This is a genomic window from Nocardia carnea (genome assembly GCF_029869215.1).
Taxonomy (GTDB): domain Bacteria; phylum Actinomycetota; class Actinomycetes; order Mycobacteriales; family Mycobacteriaceae; genus Nocardia; species Nocardia carnea_B.
The window spans coordinates 51,770-68,409 of the sequence record NZ_JARWPM010000369.1 but is presented as its reverse complement, the minus strand read 5'-3'; the positions used below and the strand labels follow the sequence as shown (position 1 = coordinate 68,409).

The 16,640-nt window shown below is 68.9% G+C and carries 14 protein-coding genes; 3 read left to right on the top strand and 11 right to left on the bottom strand.

From position 1 onward, the window contains the following. Positions 1 to 83: 83 nt before the first annotated feature. Positions 84 to 755 carry a molybdopterin-dependent oxidoreductase gene (locus QH276_RS26275; RefSeq protein ID WP_280398681.1) on the top strand — a complete coding sequence of 224 codons (672 nt, stop codon included), beginning with the start codon at positions 84 to 86 and terminating at the stop codon, positions 753 to 755. Positions 756 to 808: 53 nt separating this feature from the next. On the opposite strand, the gene QH276_RS26270 is transcribed toward QH276_RS26275, so the two are convergent. Next, positions 809 to 1,543, bottom strand: coding sequence for a TioE family transcriptional regulator (locus QH276_RS26270; protein ID WP_280398682.1), 735 nt, complete (start codon positions 1,541 to 1,543; stop codon positions 809 to 811). Positions 1,544 to 1,623: 80 nt separating this feature from the next. On the opposite strand from QH276_RS26270, the gene QH276_RS26265 reads away from it, so the two are divergent. Next, the gene (locus QH276_RS26265; protein ID WP_280398683.1) at positions 1,624 to 2,817 is read left to right on the top strand and encodes an erythromycin esterase family protein; all 1,194 of its coding nucleotides are present in this window, start codon (positions 1,624 to 1,626) and stop codon (positions 2,815 to 2,817) included. A 281-nt stretch (positions 2,818 to 3,098) separates the two neighbouring features. Here the strand turns inward: QH276_RS26265 and QH276_RS26260 are convergent, their stop codons facing one another. The 9 genes from QH276_RS26260 to QH276_RS26220 form a co-directional block, all read right to left on the bottom strand. Next, positions 3,099 to 3,839, bottom strand: coding sequence for an SCO6745 family protein (locus QH276_RS26260; protein ID WP_280398684.1), 741 nt, complete (start codon positions 3,837 to 3,839; stop codon positions 3,099 to 3,101). Between the two features lie 217 nt (positions 3,840 to 4,056). Continuing rightward, complete coding sequence (locus QH276_RS26255; protein WP_280398685.1) at positions 4,057 to 4,704, bottom strand: hypothetical protein; 648 nt, start codon at positions 4,702 to 4,704, stop codon at positions 4,057 to 4,059. A 146-nt stretch (positions 4,705 to 4,850) separates the two neighbouring features. Further along, the gene (locus QH276_RS26250; RefSeq protein ID WP_280398686.1) at positions 4,851 to 6,110 is read right to left on the bottom strand and encodes an amidohydrolase family protein; all 1,260 of its coding nucleotides are present in this window, start codon (positions 6,108 to 6,110) and stop codon (positions 4,851 to 4,853) included. Between the two features lie 257 nt (positions 6,111 to 6,367). Then, complete coding sequence (locus QH276_RS26245; RefSeq protein WP_280398687.1) at positions 6,368 to 7,750, bottom strand: amidohydrolase family protein; 1,383 nt, start codon at positions 7,748 to 7,750, stop codon at positions 6,368 to 6,370. Further along, positions 7,744 to 9,000, bottom strand: a complete 1,257-nt coding sequence (locus QH276_RS26240; protein ID WP_280398688.1) for a CoA transferase — start codon at positions 8,998 to 9,000, stop codon at positions 7,744 to 7,746. Before QH276_RS26240 ends, QH276_RS26245 begins: the two co-directional genes overlap by 7 nt. Positions 9,001 to 9,452: 452 nt before the next feature. Then, on the bottom strand, positions 9,453 to 10,547 hold the full coding sequence (locus QH276_RS26235) for an enoyl-CoA hydratase/isomerase family protein (RefSeq protein WP_280398689.1): 1,095 nt from the start codon (positions 10,545 to 10,547) through the stop codon (positions 9,453 to 9,455). A 154-nt stretch (positions 10,548 to 10,701) separates the two neighbouring features. Continuing rightward, entirely contained in the window at positions 10,702 to 12,129 is a 1,428-nt protein-coding gene (locus tag QH276_RS26230; RefSeq protein ID WP_280398690.1) for a FadD3 family acyl-CoA ligase, read from the bottom strand. A gap of 10 nt (positions 12,130 to 12,139) precedes the next feature. Then, positions 12,140 to 13,336, bottom strand: a complete 1,197-nt coding sequence (locus tag QH276_RS26225; RefSeq protein ID WP_280398691.1) for an amidohydrolase family protein — start codon at positions 13,334 to 13,336, stop codon at positions 12,140 to 12,142. Positions 13,337 to 13,371: 35 nt separating this feature from the next. Further along, positions 13,372 to 14,955 (bottom strand): AMP-binding protein, encoded by a 1,584-nt coding sequence (locus QH276_RS26220; protein WP_280398746.1) that lies wholly within the window; start codon positions 14,953 to 14,955, stop codon positions 13,372 to 13,374. A gap of 165 nt (positions 14,956 to 15,120) precedes the next feature. On the opposite strand from QH276_RS26220, the gene QH276_RS26215 reads away from it, so the two are divergent. Continuing rightward, positions 15,121 to 15,837 carry an enoyl-CoA hydratase/isomerase family protein gene (locus QH276_RS26215; RefSeq protein ID WP_280398692.1) on the top strand — a complete coding sequence of 239 codons (717 nt, stop codon included), beginning with the start codon at positions 15,121 to 15,123 and terminating at the stop codon, positions 15,835 to 15,837. Between the two features lie 143 nt (positions 15,838 to 15,980). Here QH276_RS26215 and QH276_RS26210 read toward each other — a convergent pair whose 3' ends face one another. After that, a complete protein-coding gene (locus QH276_RS26210; RefSeq protein WP_280398693.1) occupies positions 15,981 to 16,565 on the bottom strand; it encodes a TetR/AcrR family transcriptional regulator in 585 nt (194 codons plus the stop codon). Positions 16,566 to 16,640 lie beyond the last annotated feature (75 nt).

Below are 16,640 nucleotides of genomic sequence, written 5' to 3'. Positions count from 1 at the left end.
GTGAGCTTTCTTGCTGCGCAGGATATGGATCGGCCAGTACGCTGCAGTAGTTATACGGGGCCGTATAACTACAGGAGGTCGGTATGGCACTCCCACCGGGGCAGCGTGCCGTCGAGGGATTCCCGCGCTTCGGCACCCATCTGCATCATCCGCCGCCGGCGGTCCCCGATAATCCGGTGATCGAACTCGCCGGCGCCCTGACCGCGCCGCGCATGTTGCCGGTGGCCGATCTCGCCACCATGCCGAGGCGGGAGATCGTCACCGATTTCCACTGTGTCGCGGGGTGGTCGGCGACTGGGCTGCGTTGGGAAGGGGTTCCGTTCGAGACGTTCTATCGAATGCAGGTCGAGCCGCTACTCGAACCCGGCGCGGTGATCGGTTATCTCATTTTCGAAGGTCTCGACGGCTATCGGTCCGTCGCAGCGATCGACGACGTCATGGCCGAGGATGTGCTCATCGCGGACCGCCTCGACGGACGGCCGCTCGACAGCGATCACGGCACACCGGTGCGGCTGGTCAGTCCTGGTCAGTATGGCTACGTCAATACGAAACACCTCTGCCGTATCGAATGCCATACGTCGGAACCTCCGGTGCCCGACCGCTGGTCGCCGCTTGCTTCGCATCCGCGAGCGCGGGTGTGGCACGAGGAACGCCACCGTTACCTCCCCGGCCGGGTCGTGCGTCCGGTCTACCGGGCGCTGATCGGGCCGATCCGCGCGCTGAGTGCCCGCGGCAGCCGCACCCGGCCGCGCTGACCGCGCACCGCTCCGGTGAGGATCCGGCTCGCCGTTTCCGTGGACGGCCGGATTCATCGATTCGGCGTGGCGGCCGGGTGGGGGAGGTGGGCCAGGTAGGCGCCGAGCAGGCCGGCGGCTTCCAGCATCGCGACGCCCCGTGCGGTGAGTTTGCGTTGCCATTCGCCGAGGGCGGCGGCGAGAGCCTCGGTGCCGCCGGCGGTGCGGATCTGTTCGACCACGGTGGCGATATGGGACAGCGGGTAGCCGCCGCGGCGGAGCAGGTGGGCCAGTTCGGCGTCGCGGATATCGGGGGCGCGGTAGATGCGGTATCCGGTGGCGGGGTCGCGGGTAGGGGTGAGGATGCCGGCGGTTTCCCATTTGCGCAGGGTGGCGGGCGTGACGCGGAGGTGGTGGGCCAGTTCGCCCACGGTGCGTGCGGTGGGGGCCGGTGCTGAGTCCGTGATGTTGCGGGGTTCGGTGGTGAGGTGACCGATCGCCTTGCGTACCGCGTCCAGGGTTTCGCGGTCACGGAGTAACTGGTGGTGGCCGCGGTCGATGAGTTCCAGGGCGGTGTCGAGCTCACCCGCGTGCAGACCGGTCATGATGCGGCCGGCGAGGGTGTGCCCGTAGGCGGTGACAAGAGCCAGATAGGCGCGCAGGGCGGCGGCATGCGCGTCGGTGTAGATGCGGTAGCCGGTGGCGGTACGTTCGGCGCCGGGGAGGAAGCCGTCGCGTTCGTAGTTCCGGACGGCCTGGGTCGAGAGGCCGTGCTCGCGGGCGAGGTCGGCCGGACGGAGGGCGCACATCGGTTTGAGACTCCTGTCGATCGCCCTGGCGTGACTGTTCGGAAAGTATCAACCGGGGCTTCAAAGATACGATTCAAGAAATGACCTTCGATACACGGACCCTCGGACTCGGCACTGCCGAATTGCTGGGATTCGGGGAACCGACCCACCTGGAACCTGCCTTCGCCTGGACCCGCAACGACCTGTTCGCCGAGCTGGCCGGCCGCTTCCGGTCCATCGCGCTCGAAACCGATCGGGTGGCCGCGCTGGCGGTCGACGATTACGTCCGGCACGGTACCGGGACCCTCGAATCCGTGATGGCGGTGGGCTTTTCGCACGGTTTCGGTGAGCTGGACGCCAACCGGCAGTTGGTCGCGTGGATGCGGGAGTACAACGAAAGCCGTCCCGCCGAGGAACGGCTGGCGTTCCACGGATTCGACGCGCCGCTCGAAACCATGAGCGCACCCAGCCCACGCCGGTACCTCGAATACGTGCGCGACTACCTGAACCTCGACCGCGATCTGGCCGGGCTCGCCGGCCCGGACGGTCGCTGGCACCGCACCGAGGCGGTGATGGACCCGGCCGAATCACCCGGCGCGAGCTCCGCGGCGGAAACTCTGCGTGGGTGCGCCGAGGAGATGCTCATCGACCTCCACACCCGGGCGCCGGAGCTGATCGCGACAACCTCGCGCGCCGACTGGTTCCGGGCCGAAACCCACCTCCGGGCCGGCCTCGGCCTGCTGACGTACCACAAGCAGGCGGCGTGGCAGGCCGAGCAGGAAGTGCGGTGGACCCGGATGTGCGCCACCCGCGACGCGCTGATGGCCCAGAACCTGCTGGATATCCGGCGCCTCGAGTCCGGGCGCGGCGCGACGCTGGTCTTCGCCCACAACCTGCACCTGCAACGCAATCCGAGTCGTATGCGAATGGGCGATATGAACCTCGACTGGTACAGCGCGGGCGCGATCGTCGGCTCGATGGTGGGTTCACGGTACTCCGTGATCATCGGCAGCCTGGGCCGGGACGAGTCCATCGGACTGCCGGAACCCGCGACCGGCACCTACGAGAGCTTCCTGCAGAGCAGGGTCACCGGCCGGGATTTCATCGTGCCCGGCGAGCTTCCGGCCGCAGCTCGGCGAACCGACCACACACCCGCCCATGGCTACTTTCCGCTCGACGACGCGACGGTACAAGCGGCCGATTCGGTCCTGCATATCCATGACGGTGCCGTCATCCGGAGTTCGGGCCGGGACGACGGGCCGGTCGAGCGGCCGGCGAACGCGGACCGCGGATAGTTCCCCGGCAGTCCCTCGCTCCGCGAATCACCCCGGCCCGACGTCAGGTGCCGTCCTAGCGCGCGGCCGTCGAGTAGGGCTGCGCGCGTGGAAGTATGAGCGGCCGAGCGTACCGGCAGGCGGACTTGGGCGGCGGCGTGACCATCGTCGACCCTACTGCCGCACGCCGGGAGCTCATGCGCCCGACCGACTCGCCGTGCTGTTGCCCCTGGCTCGGGACACAGCCGGCGGGCCCGTCGGCGCATCGTGGCCGGGGTTCGGAGCCGGGCGTTGCCGGTGGTTCAGCGGGCGAATGTCGTGGCGTGGGCCGCGGCGACCAGCCGGACGAGATCGGCGCCGGCGGCATCGTCGAGAACGGCGAAGGCCGGGGCGATGAGTTGGTCGGTGATCGCCTCGGCCCGCTCCCAGGCGGCGCGGACCTCGTCGGTGATCTCCTCGAACGGTTCCGGCCAGCCGTACCAACGGGCCTGCCCGGGGCCGTCGTTGAGCGGGGAGCCGGAGATCAGCACGGCCTGCAGCGGGGTGATGCCGGAGGCGCGGACGGCCATCAGGTGCAGGCCGCCGCGAAGTTCGCGCAGGACGTGCGCGAGTTGCATGACCCGGGCGGCCGGATCGGCGGGCAGCGGCATCGCCCGCCAGCCCGCGAACAGGGGCACCCCGGCCGGGTCGGCCGCCGCGGCGACCGCTTCCAGCAGTTCCGCGAGCCGGGGCGCTTCCTCGAACGCGCCGAGTTTGCGGCTGCCGAACTCCTGGCAGGCCTGTGCGTAGCGTTGCGCGGCCTTCTCGGCGGGGATCGATACCGACTCCCATGCCGTGCGGATGGAGTGTCCGGGGAAGAACCCGAACGCCGCGGTGACCACATCGGCGTCCACGTCGCCGAGCACGCCGCCGCGGCCGCGGGTGTAGGGGCCGAAGAATTCGTCGATACCGGTTTCGGCCGCGTAGGTCCGCGCCTCCCGGGAGAACATGAACCCGCCGCCGAGTTCCTGGATATGCCTGTTCACGGTGGCGCCGACCGACATTCGGGTTCTCCTCGTCTCGTTGCTCGCTGTTACCGTATCCGGTTCTTACGGTGTATGGAAGGGGTTGGTGAGTCCTGGCTCATCCGTACCGTCCGCGGCGCGCCGGGGGCCTGCTTGTGCGGCAAGGCCGCGGTACTGTCGCCGGCGACGGCACCGGTTTCGCACCGCACGGCGTCGGGCGATCCCGGGGTCGCCGGTTCGGTACCGCCTGGCCGCCTCAGACGAGGGCGGACCGGGTGTGGGCGTAAGCGATCACATCCTCGGTATAGGCAGACGGCTCGCGACCTGTGAAACACGCCCGGAGTTGCCGGACGGCATCATCGAGTCGGGGGCCCGGGCCGCGGTCGGCGAGCAGGACGACGATCGTTTCCCAGGTGCCGATACGCGGATCGGCTTGCGCGACCAGTTCGTCCAGGTAGCGGTCGGCTTCGAGAAGTTGGAGCGCGCGGCGTGCGTAGGTGTGGATCCGCCGGGGGAGTTCCGCGCGGATGGCGTCGATATCCGTGGGCAGGACGTGTCCGTCGGGGCCGGAGCGCAGGCACCACGGCTCGCCCACCAGGCCGTGGGTGGGGATCAGGTCGGGGCCGGTGGCCTGTTCCACCGGGATCGGCGGTAGGCCCAGCCGGGTATTGCGCCAGTTGTTGAAATCCCACCAAGCCGCCGGTGTCGCGCTCAGATACAAGTCGAATCGGAGCACCTGTTGCCCCTCGGCCCACATACGAGTGGCCCGGGTACGCCCGACCGCCGCGACACCGCCCGGCTCGACGCGCACCCATCGGGGATCACTCCCGTGGAAACCGTACGGCTCCAGCAACTTCTGCGTGTCGCGCAGCAGGCGGCGTAGCGCCGGATCGGGTTTGACCATCCCGGCAGATTATCGAGCCGGTCCGACAGGTCCGCACAGCGCGACCGCTCGGATCATGCCACCGCCCCGGACTTCTTCTGAAGTCCGGGGGCGGGGATCGGCGAATGCGACAGGACGGATGAGGGTTGCCCTGCCGCCTGCGCTGATCAGCTTGCGTGCTTCGCGGCGTAGCGGTCCGCGTACTCCTGGCGGGTGGTGGTGGACAGGTCCACATCGGCGGCCTTGGCGCGCAACGCGCCGACCGTTGCCTCTTCGCGGGTCTGGTGGGCGAAGGGGTCCCAGTTCAGCCAGCGGCAGGCGTTCTGCCAGGTGATCTTGTCGATATCGGAGTCGTCGGCGCCGGCGCCTTCGAGTTCGCTCAATACGAACTCCGGGGCGCCCGGCCACAGCGAATCCGAATGCGGGTAGTCGCATTCCCAGGCGATGTTGTCGATACCGATCTCGTGGCGGAGTTTCAGGGAGGTCGGGTCGGTGACGTAGCAGGCCATGACATGTTCGCGGAACACCTGGCTGGGCATCTTGCCGCCGAAATCGCGGCGCAGCCAGCGCTGATTGGTGTAGTGCCGGTCGGAGCGGTCCAGGAAGAACGGAATCCAGCCGACACCACCCTCGGACATTGCGACCTTCAGCTTCGGATAGGTGCGGAAGGCCGGGCCCCACAGCAGATCCTGGACGCCGATCAGCGAGATGCTGGGCGCGAGGACCATGAGATTGTCGATCGGGGCATCGGGTGCGAGTTTGAGGACGCCGAAGCCCTGCCCGATGTGCAGATTCATCACGGTGTCGTTGTCACAGAGCGCCTGGAACACCGGGCCCCAGTAGTCGATGTCGTGATAGCTGGGCAGGCCGTCGATATGCGGCAGTTCCGGCATGGTCACCGAACGGCAGCCCTTGGCGGCCAGGCGATTGATCTCGTTCACGGCCAGTTGCGGCTCCCACAGCGGCAGGATGCCGATCGGGATGAACCGGCCCGGGTAGGCGCCCGCCCATTCCTCGATATGCCAGTCGTTGTAGGCGGAGATCATGGCGACGGTGATCTCGTCCATCCCGCCGCGGCTCAGATGTCCGGCGCTGAAACCGGTGAAGGTGGGAAAACACATCGAGCCGAGCACACCGTTGGCGTCCATATCGCGGACCCGGTCGTGGATGTCGTAGACGGCCGGGCGCATTTCGGCGTACCCGGCAGGGTCGTAGCCCCACTCCTCGGGTGGCCAGGAGACGACCGCGTTGAGGCCGGTGACGCCGGTGGGTCGGTCCCGGTAGATCCAGCGATCGATGCCGTTCTCGTCGACGACGACCTTGGGGACGTACTCGGCGTACTTCTTCGGCACGTGGTTGTCGAACATATCGCGCGGCTCGACCACGTGGTCGTCGATGCTCACCAGAATCATGTCGTCGATATTCACCGGACTCCTCGCTGTTCATGGTCGACGCCGGGCGCACCCGGACCAATGAGATCGAAGATCTCTATAAATGAGAATCGCGCTCTCTTTTCGGTTGACGATACACCTTTCCGGGCCGCGGGGTCGAGAAGATCGGCGGTCCGGATTTGCCGCTGTCGCCCGGTCGAGCGTGCCCGCGAACTCTGCCGCTTGGGCTCGCCGCGCGAAGCCGCCGCACGCGCTGTTGCGGACCGGGCAGTCGGTCACCGCGGAGGCTCCGGTCAGGTGCCGGTGTAGTGAACCGGTTCGCCCGCGACGATCGTGGCGGCTACGAGCGACCGGTCCGGGAGGTCGATCTCGGCGGGTGCCACCCGCAGCAGGACGAGATCGGCGGCCGATCCCGGCGAAACTGTGCGCGCCACCGCGGGATGGTCGGGCCGGCCCAGGAACAGCGATATCGCCCGGACGAGCGAGAGTTCTTCGGTGCTGTCCGATCCGGGGCGCGGGCCGGCCGCCGCGCGTACGACGCGCCAGGGGTCGGGATCGCCGAACGGCGCGTCCGTGCCGGCCGCGAGGGGTACACCGGCGGCGAGCAACGATCCCAGCCGCCACAGATCCGGCCGGTCCTCCGGTGGGATCTCCGCGGCGTATTGCCGTGCCCGCTCGACCGGGAAATGGGGCTGCGTCACCACTGTCACCCCGCGATCGCGCAGCCAGGCCATGATGTCGGGCGCGATCAGGGCGCCGTGTTCGATCCGGTCGCCGGGCGCGACCCCGGCGGTATCGAGAGCGGCCATGGTGAGTACCAGTTGCACGCGGGTCACACAGTGCACCGCCACCGGGCGGCCCTCGGCATGTGACGCGCGGATCCGGTCGGCGAAGTGGCCGGGATCCGGCAGGGTGGTGTCGTCGAGCAGGAATTTGGTGGGGCCCAGGGTGAACCGCCCGACGGCGGGTGTCGTGATGCCGGGTGGTGCCATGCACCGCAGGCGCTGGCGGATCGTGTGGTTCGCGACCAGCTGTGCGAAATCGTCTATTTCGGCCTGTGTGCGATCAGGGGTGGCGTCGGTGTATCCGGTGATCCCGGCTTCGGCCGCCGCCGCACTGATCGCGCCGAGATCGGAAGGCGTGGCGGGGACCCGGTTTCCGAGCCAGGAATCCAGCCGCCAGAGTCGCCCGGTCGGCCCGGCGGCCTCGCGTTCGACGCCGTCGAGCAGGCAGTCGTCGAGACCGACGGCCCGGCAGGCCGCCGAATTCAGGATCCAGAGGGCACCCGTGCGGTGTTGGACGCGGATCGGGCGATCGAGCACCAGGTGATCGAGTACCCAGCGATCCAGCGCGCCCGCCACCGACTCGTGATATCCCACGGCACGCAGCCAGCGGCCCGGGGGGAGGTGGGAATCGGCCCGGCGCAGCGCGGCGGCGAACTCCTCGGCGGTGTGCACATGCGGAGGACCGGCGGGGACCGAAACCTGTTGCGCCGCAAGCGCGCGCAGATGGATGTGGTGATCGTGGAAACCGGGTAGCAACCAGCCGCCGCGTGCGTCGATATCGTCCTCGCCGGGTAGCGGCCGCAGAGCGGTCCCGCATTCGGTGATCCGGTCGTCATCCCACCGGACATCGGTGTGGACGCTGCCGAACACCGTGGCATTGCGGATCAGCACGGCGCCGCGCCCGCCGTACCGGAAGATCCGCCGGCGGCCGAGTCGCCGGCGTAATGCGCTGCCCGGGGCGGGAGTACGAGCTGCCGGTCGCCGGTGTGCACACAGTGCACCACCCAGCCGGAGCGGGTCCGGGAGACCGGATGCGGTCCGTGGTCGAGCGGGGGAGCGGTGGCGAAGGCCGCGGCGGTATCGCGCATCGACAGATCGAGCAGAACGCCGCCGCCCGCCGCGACGGCCGCCACCACCGCGAGTGCGCCGCAGATTCCGGAGAGCGGATCGGCCACGGCGTCCGCGCAGAAGACCGGGCCTTGCGCGGTCCACCCGACCAGCCCGCCGGCTACCGCCGCATCGTCACCGAACGCCACCCGCATCGGATCGGCCCGCCCGTAGCCGGTGATGCCCAACCACACCTTCCCGGGCCGGTGCGCGCGCTGTTCGGGACCGAGACCGTATTGCGCCAGCGCCCGCGGTCGTGACGCCTCGAGCACGATATCGGCCCGGTCCAGTAGTCCCGCCAGTTCGGTACGCCCGGTGTGCGACCGGAAATCCACTGTCCGGAGTTCGTGGCCGTCGTGCAGCCAGTCGAAGAAGCGCCGATCGGCGCGGGCGCCGTCGGGGCGGTGCGGGCTCTCGACCTTCACGACGCGGGCACCCGCCAGTCCGAGAACCCGGGCTGTCAGCGGGCCGGCCCACATCGAGGTCAGATCCACGACCAGTTTGCCGGCCACCCCGGTCGCGGGTGCGGGATCCGCGATACGCCTCATCCGCCAGGGCGTGGGCGCGGCGGCCGGGTCGATCGGGAGGGCCGCACCGGGAACGCCCAGAAGTTGCGCGCGGTCGGCCAGCTCGGCAGCAGTCATCGACCGGGCCGCGCGCGCCAGTGCGTCCCACGGATCGCCGGGCCGGTCGTCGCCGACAATGGCGGGTACCGAGTCGATATCGTCGGGCCGGGAAAGGGTTATCGCACACCAGGCGTCCAATGCCGGTATCAGCCGGGTGGCTCCGCCGGCCGAGAGTCGCCCGGCCCGCTGATGACCCGCCCACGCAGCGCGGAGTCCGAGGGCGGCCGCCGGATCGAGCACCACGCGGTGGCCCTGGCTCGCGGTCAGGTCGCCGAGTGTGTGCAGCGCCGTCCGGAGCAATGCGTAGGCGTGGGCAGGGGAGACCTCGGGCGGTCCGTCGGCGGCACCGGTGAGGTCCATGGCGCCGGACGCGGCCCAGGCCAGCGCCGGGCAGCGTGTGTCCGGCACAACCGGAGGCTGCACTGGGAAGCCGTCGAAACAGCGGAGCCAATGCTGGACGACTCCGGAAGCGGTCGCGGTGACCTGAGCCTTCGATCCAGGGCGCCGGGGGCCGGGCGGGTCGGCGGCGCGGGCTGTCGCAGCCGTACTGAGCGTCCTGCCGGGTCCGTGACGCGCGCGTTGTCTGCATGCCTCCTCGCCGCCGGATGAGGCGCGGCCGTACGAGGTGCCGCCGCACCCGGCGTCCCCGGACGAGGGCCGATCGCCACCGACCGAGTCGGTGCGGCCGGCCGGTCGACGGCAGTCCGGCAAACGCGATTCCAGCACGGCATGCCTGGGGGGCGGTTGCCGGTCGCAGGGGTTTCCGTCGGCGGCGAGAGGCTGTTGTCCGGCGGTGAACTGCCGGTACGGGCGGCCGGCTGTCGGCGGCTCGGACGGCGCACCGGCAGGGAGGGATTCGCTCATCGCGATTCCATCCGGTCCACCAGACCCCACCGCAGCGCGGTCGCGGCGTCAATGCGGCTGCCCGTGATCATGAGCCAGGCCGCCCGCCAGCGGCCGATGCGGCGGGTGACGCTCACGGTGCCGCCGGCTCCGGGGATCAACCCCATCGCGACCTCGGGGAAAGCGATGAACGTGGACGGGTCCGCCACGACGGTCCCGCCGAAGGCGGCCATCTCGGCGCCGGCGCCGATACAGCCGCCGTGCATACGCACGGTGAGCCGGTCGGCGATCCGGTCCATCACCCGCCACGGTGCGCGATCGAGGCGGGCGAGGTAGGCGGCCACCGGGTCGCCGGAGGTGCCGAATTCGGCGAGGTCGCCACCACTGCAGAACGACGGGCCCGCGCCCGAGAGCTCGACTTGGGCGATGGTGGGATCGAGTTGGGCGGGGAGCAGCGCCGCGAGGAGATCTTCGCGCAGCCGGAAGCTCAGTGCGTTGCGACGCTGCGGATGGTCGAGCACCACCGAGTACCGGGCGCCGTCGCGGTGCGCGCGCACCAGGTCGCCCGGCGGCGGGGACACCGGACGGGCGGGGCCGCGGTCGCCGAGCCAGCGCCGGAATTCCTGTCCGGCCAGCAGCATCGAGAACACCGCGGCTTCGGCGGCGAGACCATCGGTGGTGTCGAGCCGGGAGGTTTGCCGGAGCAGCCGCCCGCAGGCGATCACGGCCTGGGGATTCTGCTGTACCGCCGCCCATACGTGGCCGACGGCGGTGTCGAGATCGCCGGCCGCGACGAGTTCGGGCCATCCGGCGTATTCGGTCCGGGTGAGGGTGAAGGCCGCCGCCCGCACGAGATCGCGCAGCCGCGGCTCCGGCGCACCACCCAGCATACCGACGACCGGCGCCACGGATTCGCGGCAGCGATCGGCGAGCCGGGCGAGCTCGGCCGGTTCGGAATCGCGCAGACCGTCCAGATCCAGCAGGATCAGCGGCCGCGCCGGGACCCCCGCCGGGGAGAGTTCGAGTTCCACGGGCACCTCGAACTCCGCCGCCGACGCGAACCGCGGGGCCGGTTCGGTCGCGGATTCGGTGCTGACAGTCCGGCCGCTCATTTCTGATTTCTACCAGGCGCCGGCGGTGCGGTCGGAAAGCCGGGCGGTCGACGCGGCTGATAGCGGCCACCCGGTCGGTGCGGCCGATAGCGGCCGGGTGGCCGGTTCGGCGGAAAGTATCCGCCCCTCGGCGCGGCCGAGGGGCGGCAACCCGTCAGCGCAGCTGATCTTTCTGCACTTTCCCCGTGGCGTTGAGCGGTAGTTCGTCGAGGAACACCACCGAACGCGGCACCTTGTACCCGGCCATCCGTTCCTTGCTCCACGCGATGAGCTCGTCCGCGCCGACCTCGCCGCGGGCCACCACGAAGGCCTTGCCGACCTGGCCGAGCCGATCGTCGGGCACCCCGATCACCGCGACCTGGGATACCGCCGGATGTTCCAGCAGGAACCCTTCGATCTCGGCCGGATAGGCGTTGAACCCGCCGACGATGTACATATCCTTCTTGCGCCCGATCACCTTCAACCGGCCGTCTTCGTCGAGACTGCCCAGATCGCCGGTGTGCAGCCAGCCGTCGGCGTCGATGGCGGCGGCGGTGCCCTCGGGGTCGTCGAGGTAGCCCTGCATCACGCTGTATCCGCGGATGAGTACTTCCCCGTCGTCGGCGATCCGCAGTTCGACCCCGTCGCAGGCGGTACCGGCGGTGGTGGCGATCTGTTCGAAGGTATCGCCGGGCCTGGACGCGGTGGCCGTACCGGCTTCGGTGAGGCCGTAACCGGTCATGATCGACTGGAACGGCAGTTCCTCGCGGATCCGCCGGATCAGGTCGACCGGGATATCGGCGGCTCCGGTGACCGCGGCCCGCAGCGACGAGATATCGCGGGTGCCGTCGTATTCGAGCAGGGAATGGTAGAGCGTCGGCGGGCCGGGCAGCATGGTGACCCGTTCGGTTTCCACCAGCTCGAGCACCCGGTCCACGTCGAAAACCGGTACCGGCAGCATGGTCGCGCCGCGGATCAGCGAGGAGACGATGCCCGCCTTCAGGCCGAAGGTGTGGAAGAACGGGTTCACCATCAGGTAGCGATCGCCCGTCCGGAGATCGGCCAGATCGCACCATTCCGCGTAGAGCCGCAGCGTCTGCTGATGGTTCATCATCACGCCCTTGGGACGCCCGGTGGTGCCCGAGGTGTAGATGATGTCGGCGATATCGGTTCCGGCGACCCTGCGTTCGAAGGGTGCGCCACTGCCGAGGAAATCGGATTTCAGGTCGAAAACCGGTATCCCGGGCGGTGCCGGGTACTCTCCGCCGAGAAATCCCTTCTGCACCAGCAGCATCCGGGCGCCGCTGCGCCGGATCACATCGGCGGCCTCCTCGGTTTTGAACCGGGTGTTCACCGGAACCAGTACGCCACCGGCGGTGAGCAACCCGAGGGCGGCGATAATCCATTCTGCGGAGTTGGGCGCCCAGAGCGCCGCCCGATCACCCTTGCCGATCCCGGCTTCGGCGAAGGCACCCGCGGCCCGGCGGATCCGGTCCACGAGTTCTGTGTAGGTCAACCGCAGGTCCCCGTCCACCACCGCTTCGGCGTCACCGAAGCGGTCGGCGGTGGACAGGGCCAGCTGCGGGATCGTCTCCCAGGTCATCTGCGGACCGCTAGACCTTCAGCAGGCGCGCCAGGTTGCCGCCCATGATCTTGGCCTGTTTCTCCTGCGGCATATCCTTGATTTCGTTGATATAGCGAGCCGGTTCGGCCAGCCCCTCCGGATGCGGCCAGTCGGAGCCGAAGAGCACGTGGTCTTCGCCCATCACCTGGGACAGGCGTTCCAGATCCTCTTCCCAGAACGGGCTGACATACAGGCTCCGTTTGATGGCCTCGACCGGATCCTGGAAGCCGAAGCCCTCCGGGGCCTTCTTGTAGACATCGGAAAGCTGCTGCAGCAGCGGTTCCAGCCAGGCCGAACCGTTCTCGATCACGGCGATCTTCAGATCGGGGAAACGGTACATCGCACCATGGCATACCCACGACGCGACCGCGTCGGTGACCGGACGCCACTGGTTGGTCATCGCGAAGGTATTGGTCTGGAACGGCAGCATCTCCTTGTCGCTACCATCCCATTCGGCGTCGAAACGCGAATAGCCGCTGTCCGAGGAGTGCATGGTGACCAGCACATCGAGTTCCTGGACCCGCTTCCAGAACGGATCGAATTCCGGCAGCGCGAACGAACGCATGCCCTTGTAGCCGGGAACCGGGGCCGGGCGCACCAGGATGGCCTTCGCACCGTGTTCGACGACGGCCCAGTTCAGTTCGTCGATCGCCCGTTCGACGATCGGCAGGGTGATCACCGGGACGGTGAAGATACGGCCGGAGTGCACGAAGCTGCCGTCCTGGCCCCAGTCGTCGAGCATCCAGCGGTTCAGCGATTCGATCACCGCGTGGATCAGTTCGGGGTGGTGGCGCATCCGCTCCTCGACCAGGCTGGCCAGGGTCGGGAACATCAGGGCACGCTGCAACTGCAGATCGTCCATGACCTTCAGGCGTGCCTCCGGGTCGCGGAAGGCGTCGATCGCCTTCATCGACTTACCGAAGATCTCGCGCCGGCTCTTGCCCTCGGGGTTGCCGTGCTTGAAGTATTCCTCCATCGCGCCCGGCCGGGCCACGACCTCGAAGGTCGGGTTGGGGATGTACTCGCTGATCTGACCGAGGACCGCGATCTTGGTGCGGCCGTTGATCTCGACGTACTGGATCGCGCCGCTGTACTTCTCCGGCAGGTGCCGGGTGAGCGCTTCCTTGGTTTCGTAGAGGTGGTTGTCCGCGTCGAAGAGCTGGTAGGGCAGATCGACCTTACTCATGGAATCCTCCTTGGCTATTTATGAGAATCGTATTCTCATATTGGTTCGGCCGCAACGGCCTCGTTGCCGGTCGCGGTGGTGGCGTCGCGCGCCGCGGCGAGATCGCGCCGGATGGCGAACTTCTGGATCTTTCCGCTGGGAGTGCGCGGGAAGTCGGTGACGATATGCAGTTCTTCCGGCCATTTCTGTTTGGCGAGCCCGGCGCGTTCGAAATGGGCACGCAGTGCTTCGAGGTCCGGTTCGGGATATTCGGGCAGGCACCGCACGACCGCGGCGGTACGCTCCCCGAGTCGTGGATCGGGGACGGCGACGGCCACCGCCTCGGCCATGCCGGGCAGGGTGAGCAGCACCTCCTCGACTTCGAGCGCGCTCACGTTCTCGCCGCCGCGGATGATGATGTCGGATTTACGGTCGGTGATGGTCAGGTAGCCGTCGGCGTCGAGAACGCCGATATCGCCGGTGTGGTACCAGCCGTCGGCATCGAAGGCGCGGGCGGTGAGGCCGGGATCGGTGTAGCCCAGGCACAGATCGGGGCCGCGGCTGATGATCTCGCCGTCGTCGGCCAGCCGGAATTCCACACCGGGCAGTGCGTTGCCGTCGGTGAACATCCGCTTGTCCGCGGGTGCGGTGGCCAGTGAGCCCGTGACCGACGGATGTTCGGTACTGCCGTAGGAACGGAAAACTGTGATACCCAGGCTTTCCAGTCGTGTGCTCACCGCGGCCGGGACCGCCGCGCCGCCGAGCCCGGCGTAGCGCAGCTGGGCCAGATGGGCGGGTGTGTAATCGGGGTGGTCGAGCAGGCTGGTGACGAAATAGCTGACACCGCCGCCGACGCAGATGTTCTCGGTTTCCATCAGCTCGAGCACCCAGCCCGGATCCCATGCATCGAGCAGATGGATCGGCGCGCCGTCGAGGACGGGGATGAGCAGGGCGTTGAGCATGCCGATGAAATGACCCACCGGCGCCGAAGTGAGTTGATCGCCGCGATCGGGTGGGTACATCCCGGCCAGCTGGCGGACCTCGTAGCCCAGTGTGTTGTGGCTGTGCACCACCCCCTTGGGCGCCCGGGTGGTGCCGGAGGTGAACGCGATACAGGCCGGGGCGTCGGGGTCGGTGGTCAGCACGCCGGCGAACGGTTCGGGCTCGAGCAATTCCTCGAAATCCCGGCCGACCACGCCTACCACCGGAACCTCGGCGCACAGCTGTGGGTCGAATTCGTGGTGGCCGAAGCGTTCGCAGGTGATGAACGCCTTCGGTGTGACCGCGCCCAGGATGTAGCCGAGCTCCTTGCGGCCGTAGAAATGCGCGACGGGTACGACGGTGGTGCCCAGGAGTGCGGACGCCCAGTAGGTGGCGGCCGCCTCCATCCAGTTCGGGAGCTGGAAGGCGACGATATCGCCGGGGCCCACGCCGCGCCGGCGCAACCCGGCCGCCAGTCGCCGGGCGATCAGTTCCACCTCGGCGAACGTGCCGGTGTACGGGCGGGTCCGGGAGTGCACCCGGAACAGCGCGTCCGGTGCCGTGGCCAGGCTCCGGGCCAGGAGTTCGCCGAGGGTCTCGTCGGCCCACCAGCCCGCCTCGCGATAGCGACGGGCCAGCTCGGGGGGAACCGCGCGCAGCGGCGAGTGGGGCCCGGAGATGGTAGCGGAGCGCGACCGCGCAGGGCCCTCGCTCGTGCGCCATGTATTCGGCATTGTCGACTCCCGATCCGCGCGCCGGAAACCAGCGAAAAGTATATGGTTCTCTAAGTAAGAGAATCATATTTCCGTCGAGGAGAACAAGTCGTGATCGAGCTCGAACTTGCGGACGGCCTGGCCGTCGTCACCATCAACCGCCCGCACGCTCGTAATGCCATCGCGCTCGACACGATGGACGAGCTGGACAAGGCGATCGACGGCGCGGCCGGGGCGCGGGCGCTGGTGATCACCGGCGCGGGTGACAAGGCGTTCGTCTCCGGCGGCGACCTCAAGGAACTCGCCGCATTACGGACCCATGAGCAGGCGGCCGCGATGGCGAACCGGATGCGGCAGGTCTGCGATAAGCTCGCAGGCTTCCCGGGTCCGGTGATCGCCGCGCTCAATGGGCATGCGCTGGGGGGCGGCGCCGAGGTCGCAGTGGCGGCCGATATCCGGATCGCGGCGGACGATATCAAGATCGGGTTCAATCAGGTCGCGCTCGCGATCATGCCCGCCTGGGGTGGTGCGGAACGGCTGACGAGACTGGTCGGGCGTAGCCGGGCGCTGCTGCTGGCGGGGACGGGGGAGATTCTCACCGCGCCCGCCGCGGAAGGGCTCGGTCTGGTGGACCGGGTGCTGCCCCGGGCGGAATTCGACGCCGGCTGGCGGTCGGTGGCCCGGGCAATCGCCAACCCGTCGGCGAGTGCGATCAAGCGGGTTGTCGACGGTGCGACCCCGCAGGAAGCGGTGGATGCCTTCGCCGAGCTCTGGGTGTCCGACGAGCATTGGGTCGCGGCGGACCGGGTCATGAACCGCGGCAAATGAACCGGCCGCGCGGCATCCGATGCGTACCGCGGCGCGTGGCGGACGCCTCGCCGGAGGGGAGGTGGGGGAAGGCTCGGTGGGCGCGGTGGGTCGGTGGCCACGGCCGTAGCCGTCGCCCGCCGCGGGCGGCGGCCGCGGTGCGCCTACTGTTCGGGTTCGAGCAGGTCGATCTCGCGTTCGGCGAACGCGAAGGTTTCGGCGTGCCCGGCGGTCATCCCGAGGGCCTGTTCGAGGACAACCATGCGGGCCGCGCTGGTCATCAGTACCGAGAGCACCTCGGCGGGGAAGCGGCTCGTATCGACCCCGTACCCCTCGAGCATCCGGCCCAGCGCCTCGGTCTGGGCCGCGCGGAACTGTTCGGAGTACCGCACCACCTCGGCGCGGATGGCCGGTTTGTGGTTGGCCAGGGCGACGAACTCCATGGTGAACCGGGCGGCGGTGGCATCGGTGCCGAAAGCCCACAGGGCGTGCAGCGGGCGGTCGGATTTCAGCACCTGCGCCAGGGTCTCGAGCCCCTGGTCGGCGCGGCGGCGGAACATCTCGAGGAAAAGCTCGTCCATCGAGCGGAAGTAGTAGTGCACCAGCTGCGGCTTGAGGCCGGCGTGTTCGGCGACGCGGCGAGAGGTCACGGCCGCCCAGCCCTGTTCGAGCATCAGCTGTTCGGCGGCGTCCATCAGGACACCGCGGTTCTTGGCATCGGGTGCGCCGAGCCGGCGGGGTGCTGACATGGTCGTGTCTCCTCCTGGATATCCGCGCGGCCGTGGTGGTCTCGTGACCACCGGGGATGGTATCGCCCGGCCGGC

Bases quoted from the DNA above. Each gene is read 5' to 3' on its own strand.
- QH276_RS26275 (WP_280398681.1), top strand. From the start codon at position 84: ATGGCACTCCCACCGGGGCAGCGTGCCGTCGAGGGATTCCCGCGCTTC.
- QH276_RS26270 (WP_280398682.1), bottom strand. From the start codon at position 1,543: ATGTGCGCCCTCCGTCCGGCCGACCTCGCCCGCGAGCACGGCCTCTCG.
- QH276_RS26265 (WP_280398683.1), top strand. From the start codon at position 1,624: ATGACCTTCGATACACGGACCCTCGGACTCGGCACTGCCGAATTGCTG.
- QH276_RS26260 (WP_280398684.1), bottom strand. From the start codon at position 3,839: ATGTCGGTCGGCGCCACCGTGAACAGGCATATCCAGGAACTCGGCGGC.
- QH276_RS26255 (WP_280398685.1), bottom strand. From the start codon at position 4,704: ATGGTCAAACCCGATCCGGCGCTACGCCGCCTGCTGCGCGACACGCAG.
- QH276_RS26235 (WP_280398689.1), bottom strand. From the start codon at position 10,547: ATGAGCGGCCGGACTGTCAGCACCGAATCCGCGACCGAACCGGCCCCG.
- QH276_RS26230 (WP_280398690.1), bottom strand. From the start codon at position 12,129: ATGACCTGGGAGACGATCCCGCAGCTGGCCCTGTCCACCGCCGACCGC.
- QH276_RS26225 (WP_280398691.1), bottom strand. From the start codon at position 13,336: ATGAGTAAGGTCGATCTGCCCTACCAGCTCTTCGACGCGGACAACCAC.
- QH276_RS26210 (WP_280398693.1), bottom strand. From the start codon at position 16,565: ATGTCAGCACCCCGCCGGCTCGGCGCACCCGATGCCAAGAACCGCGGT.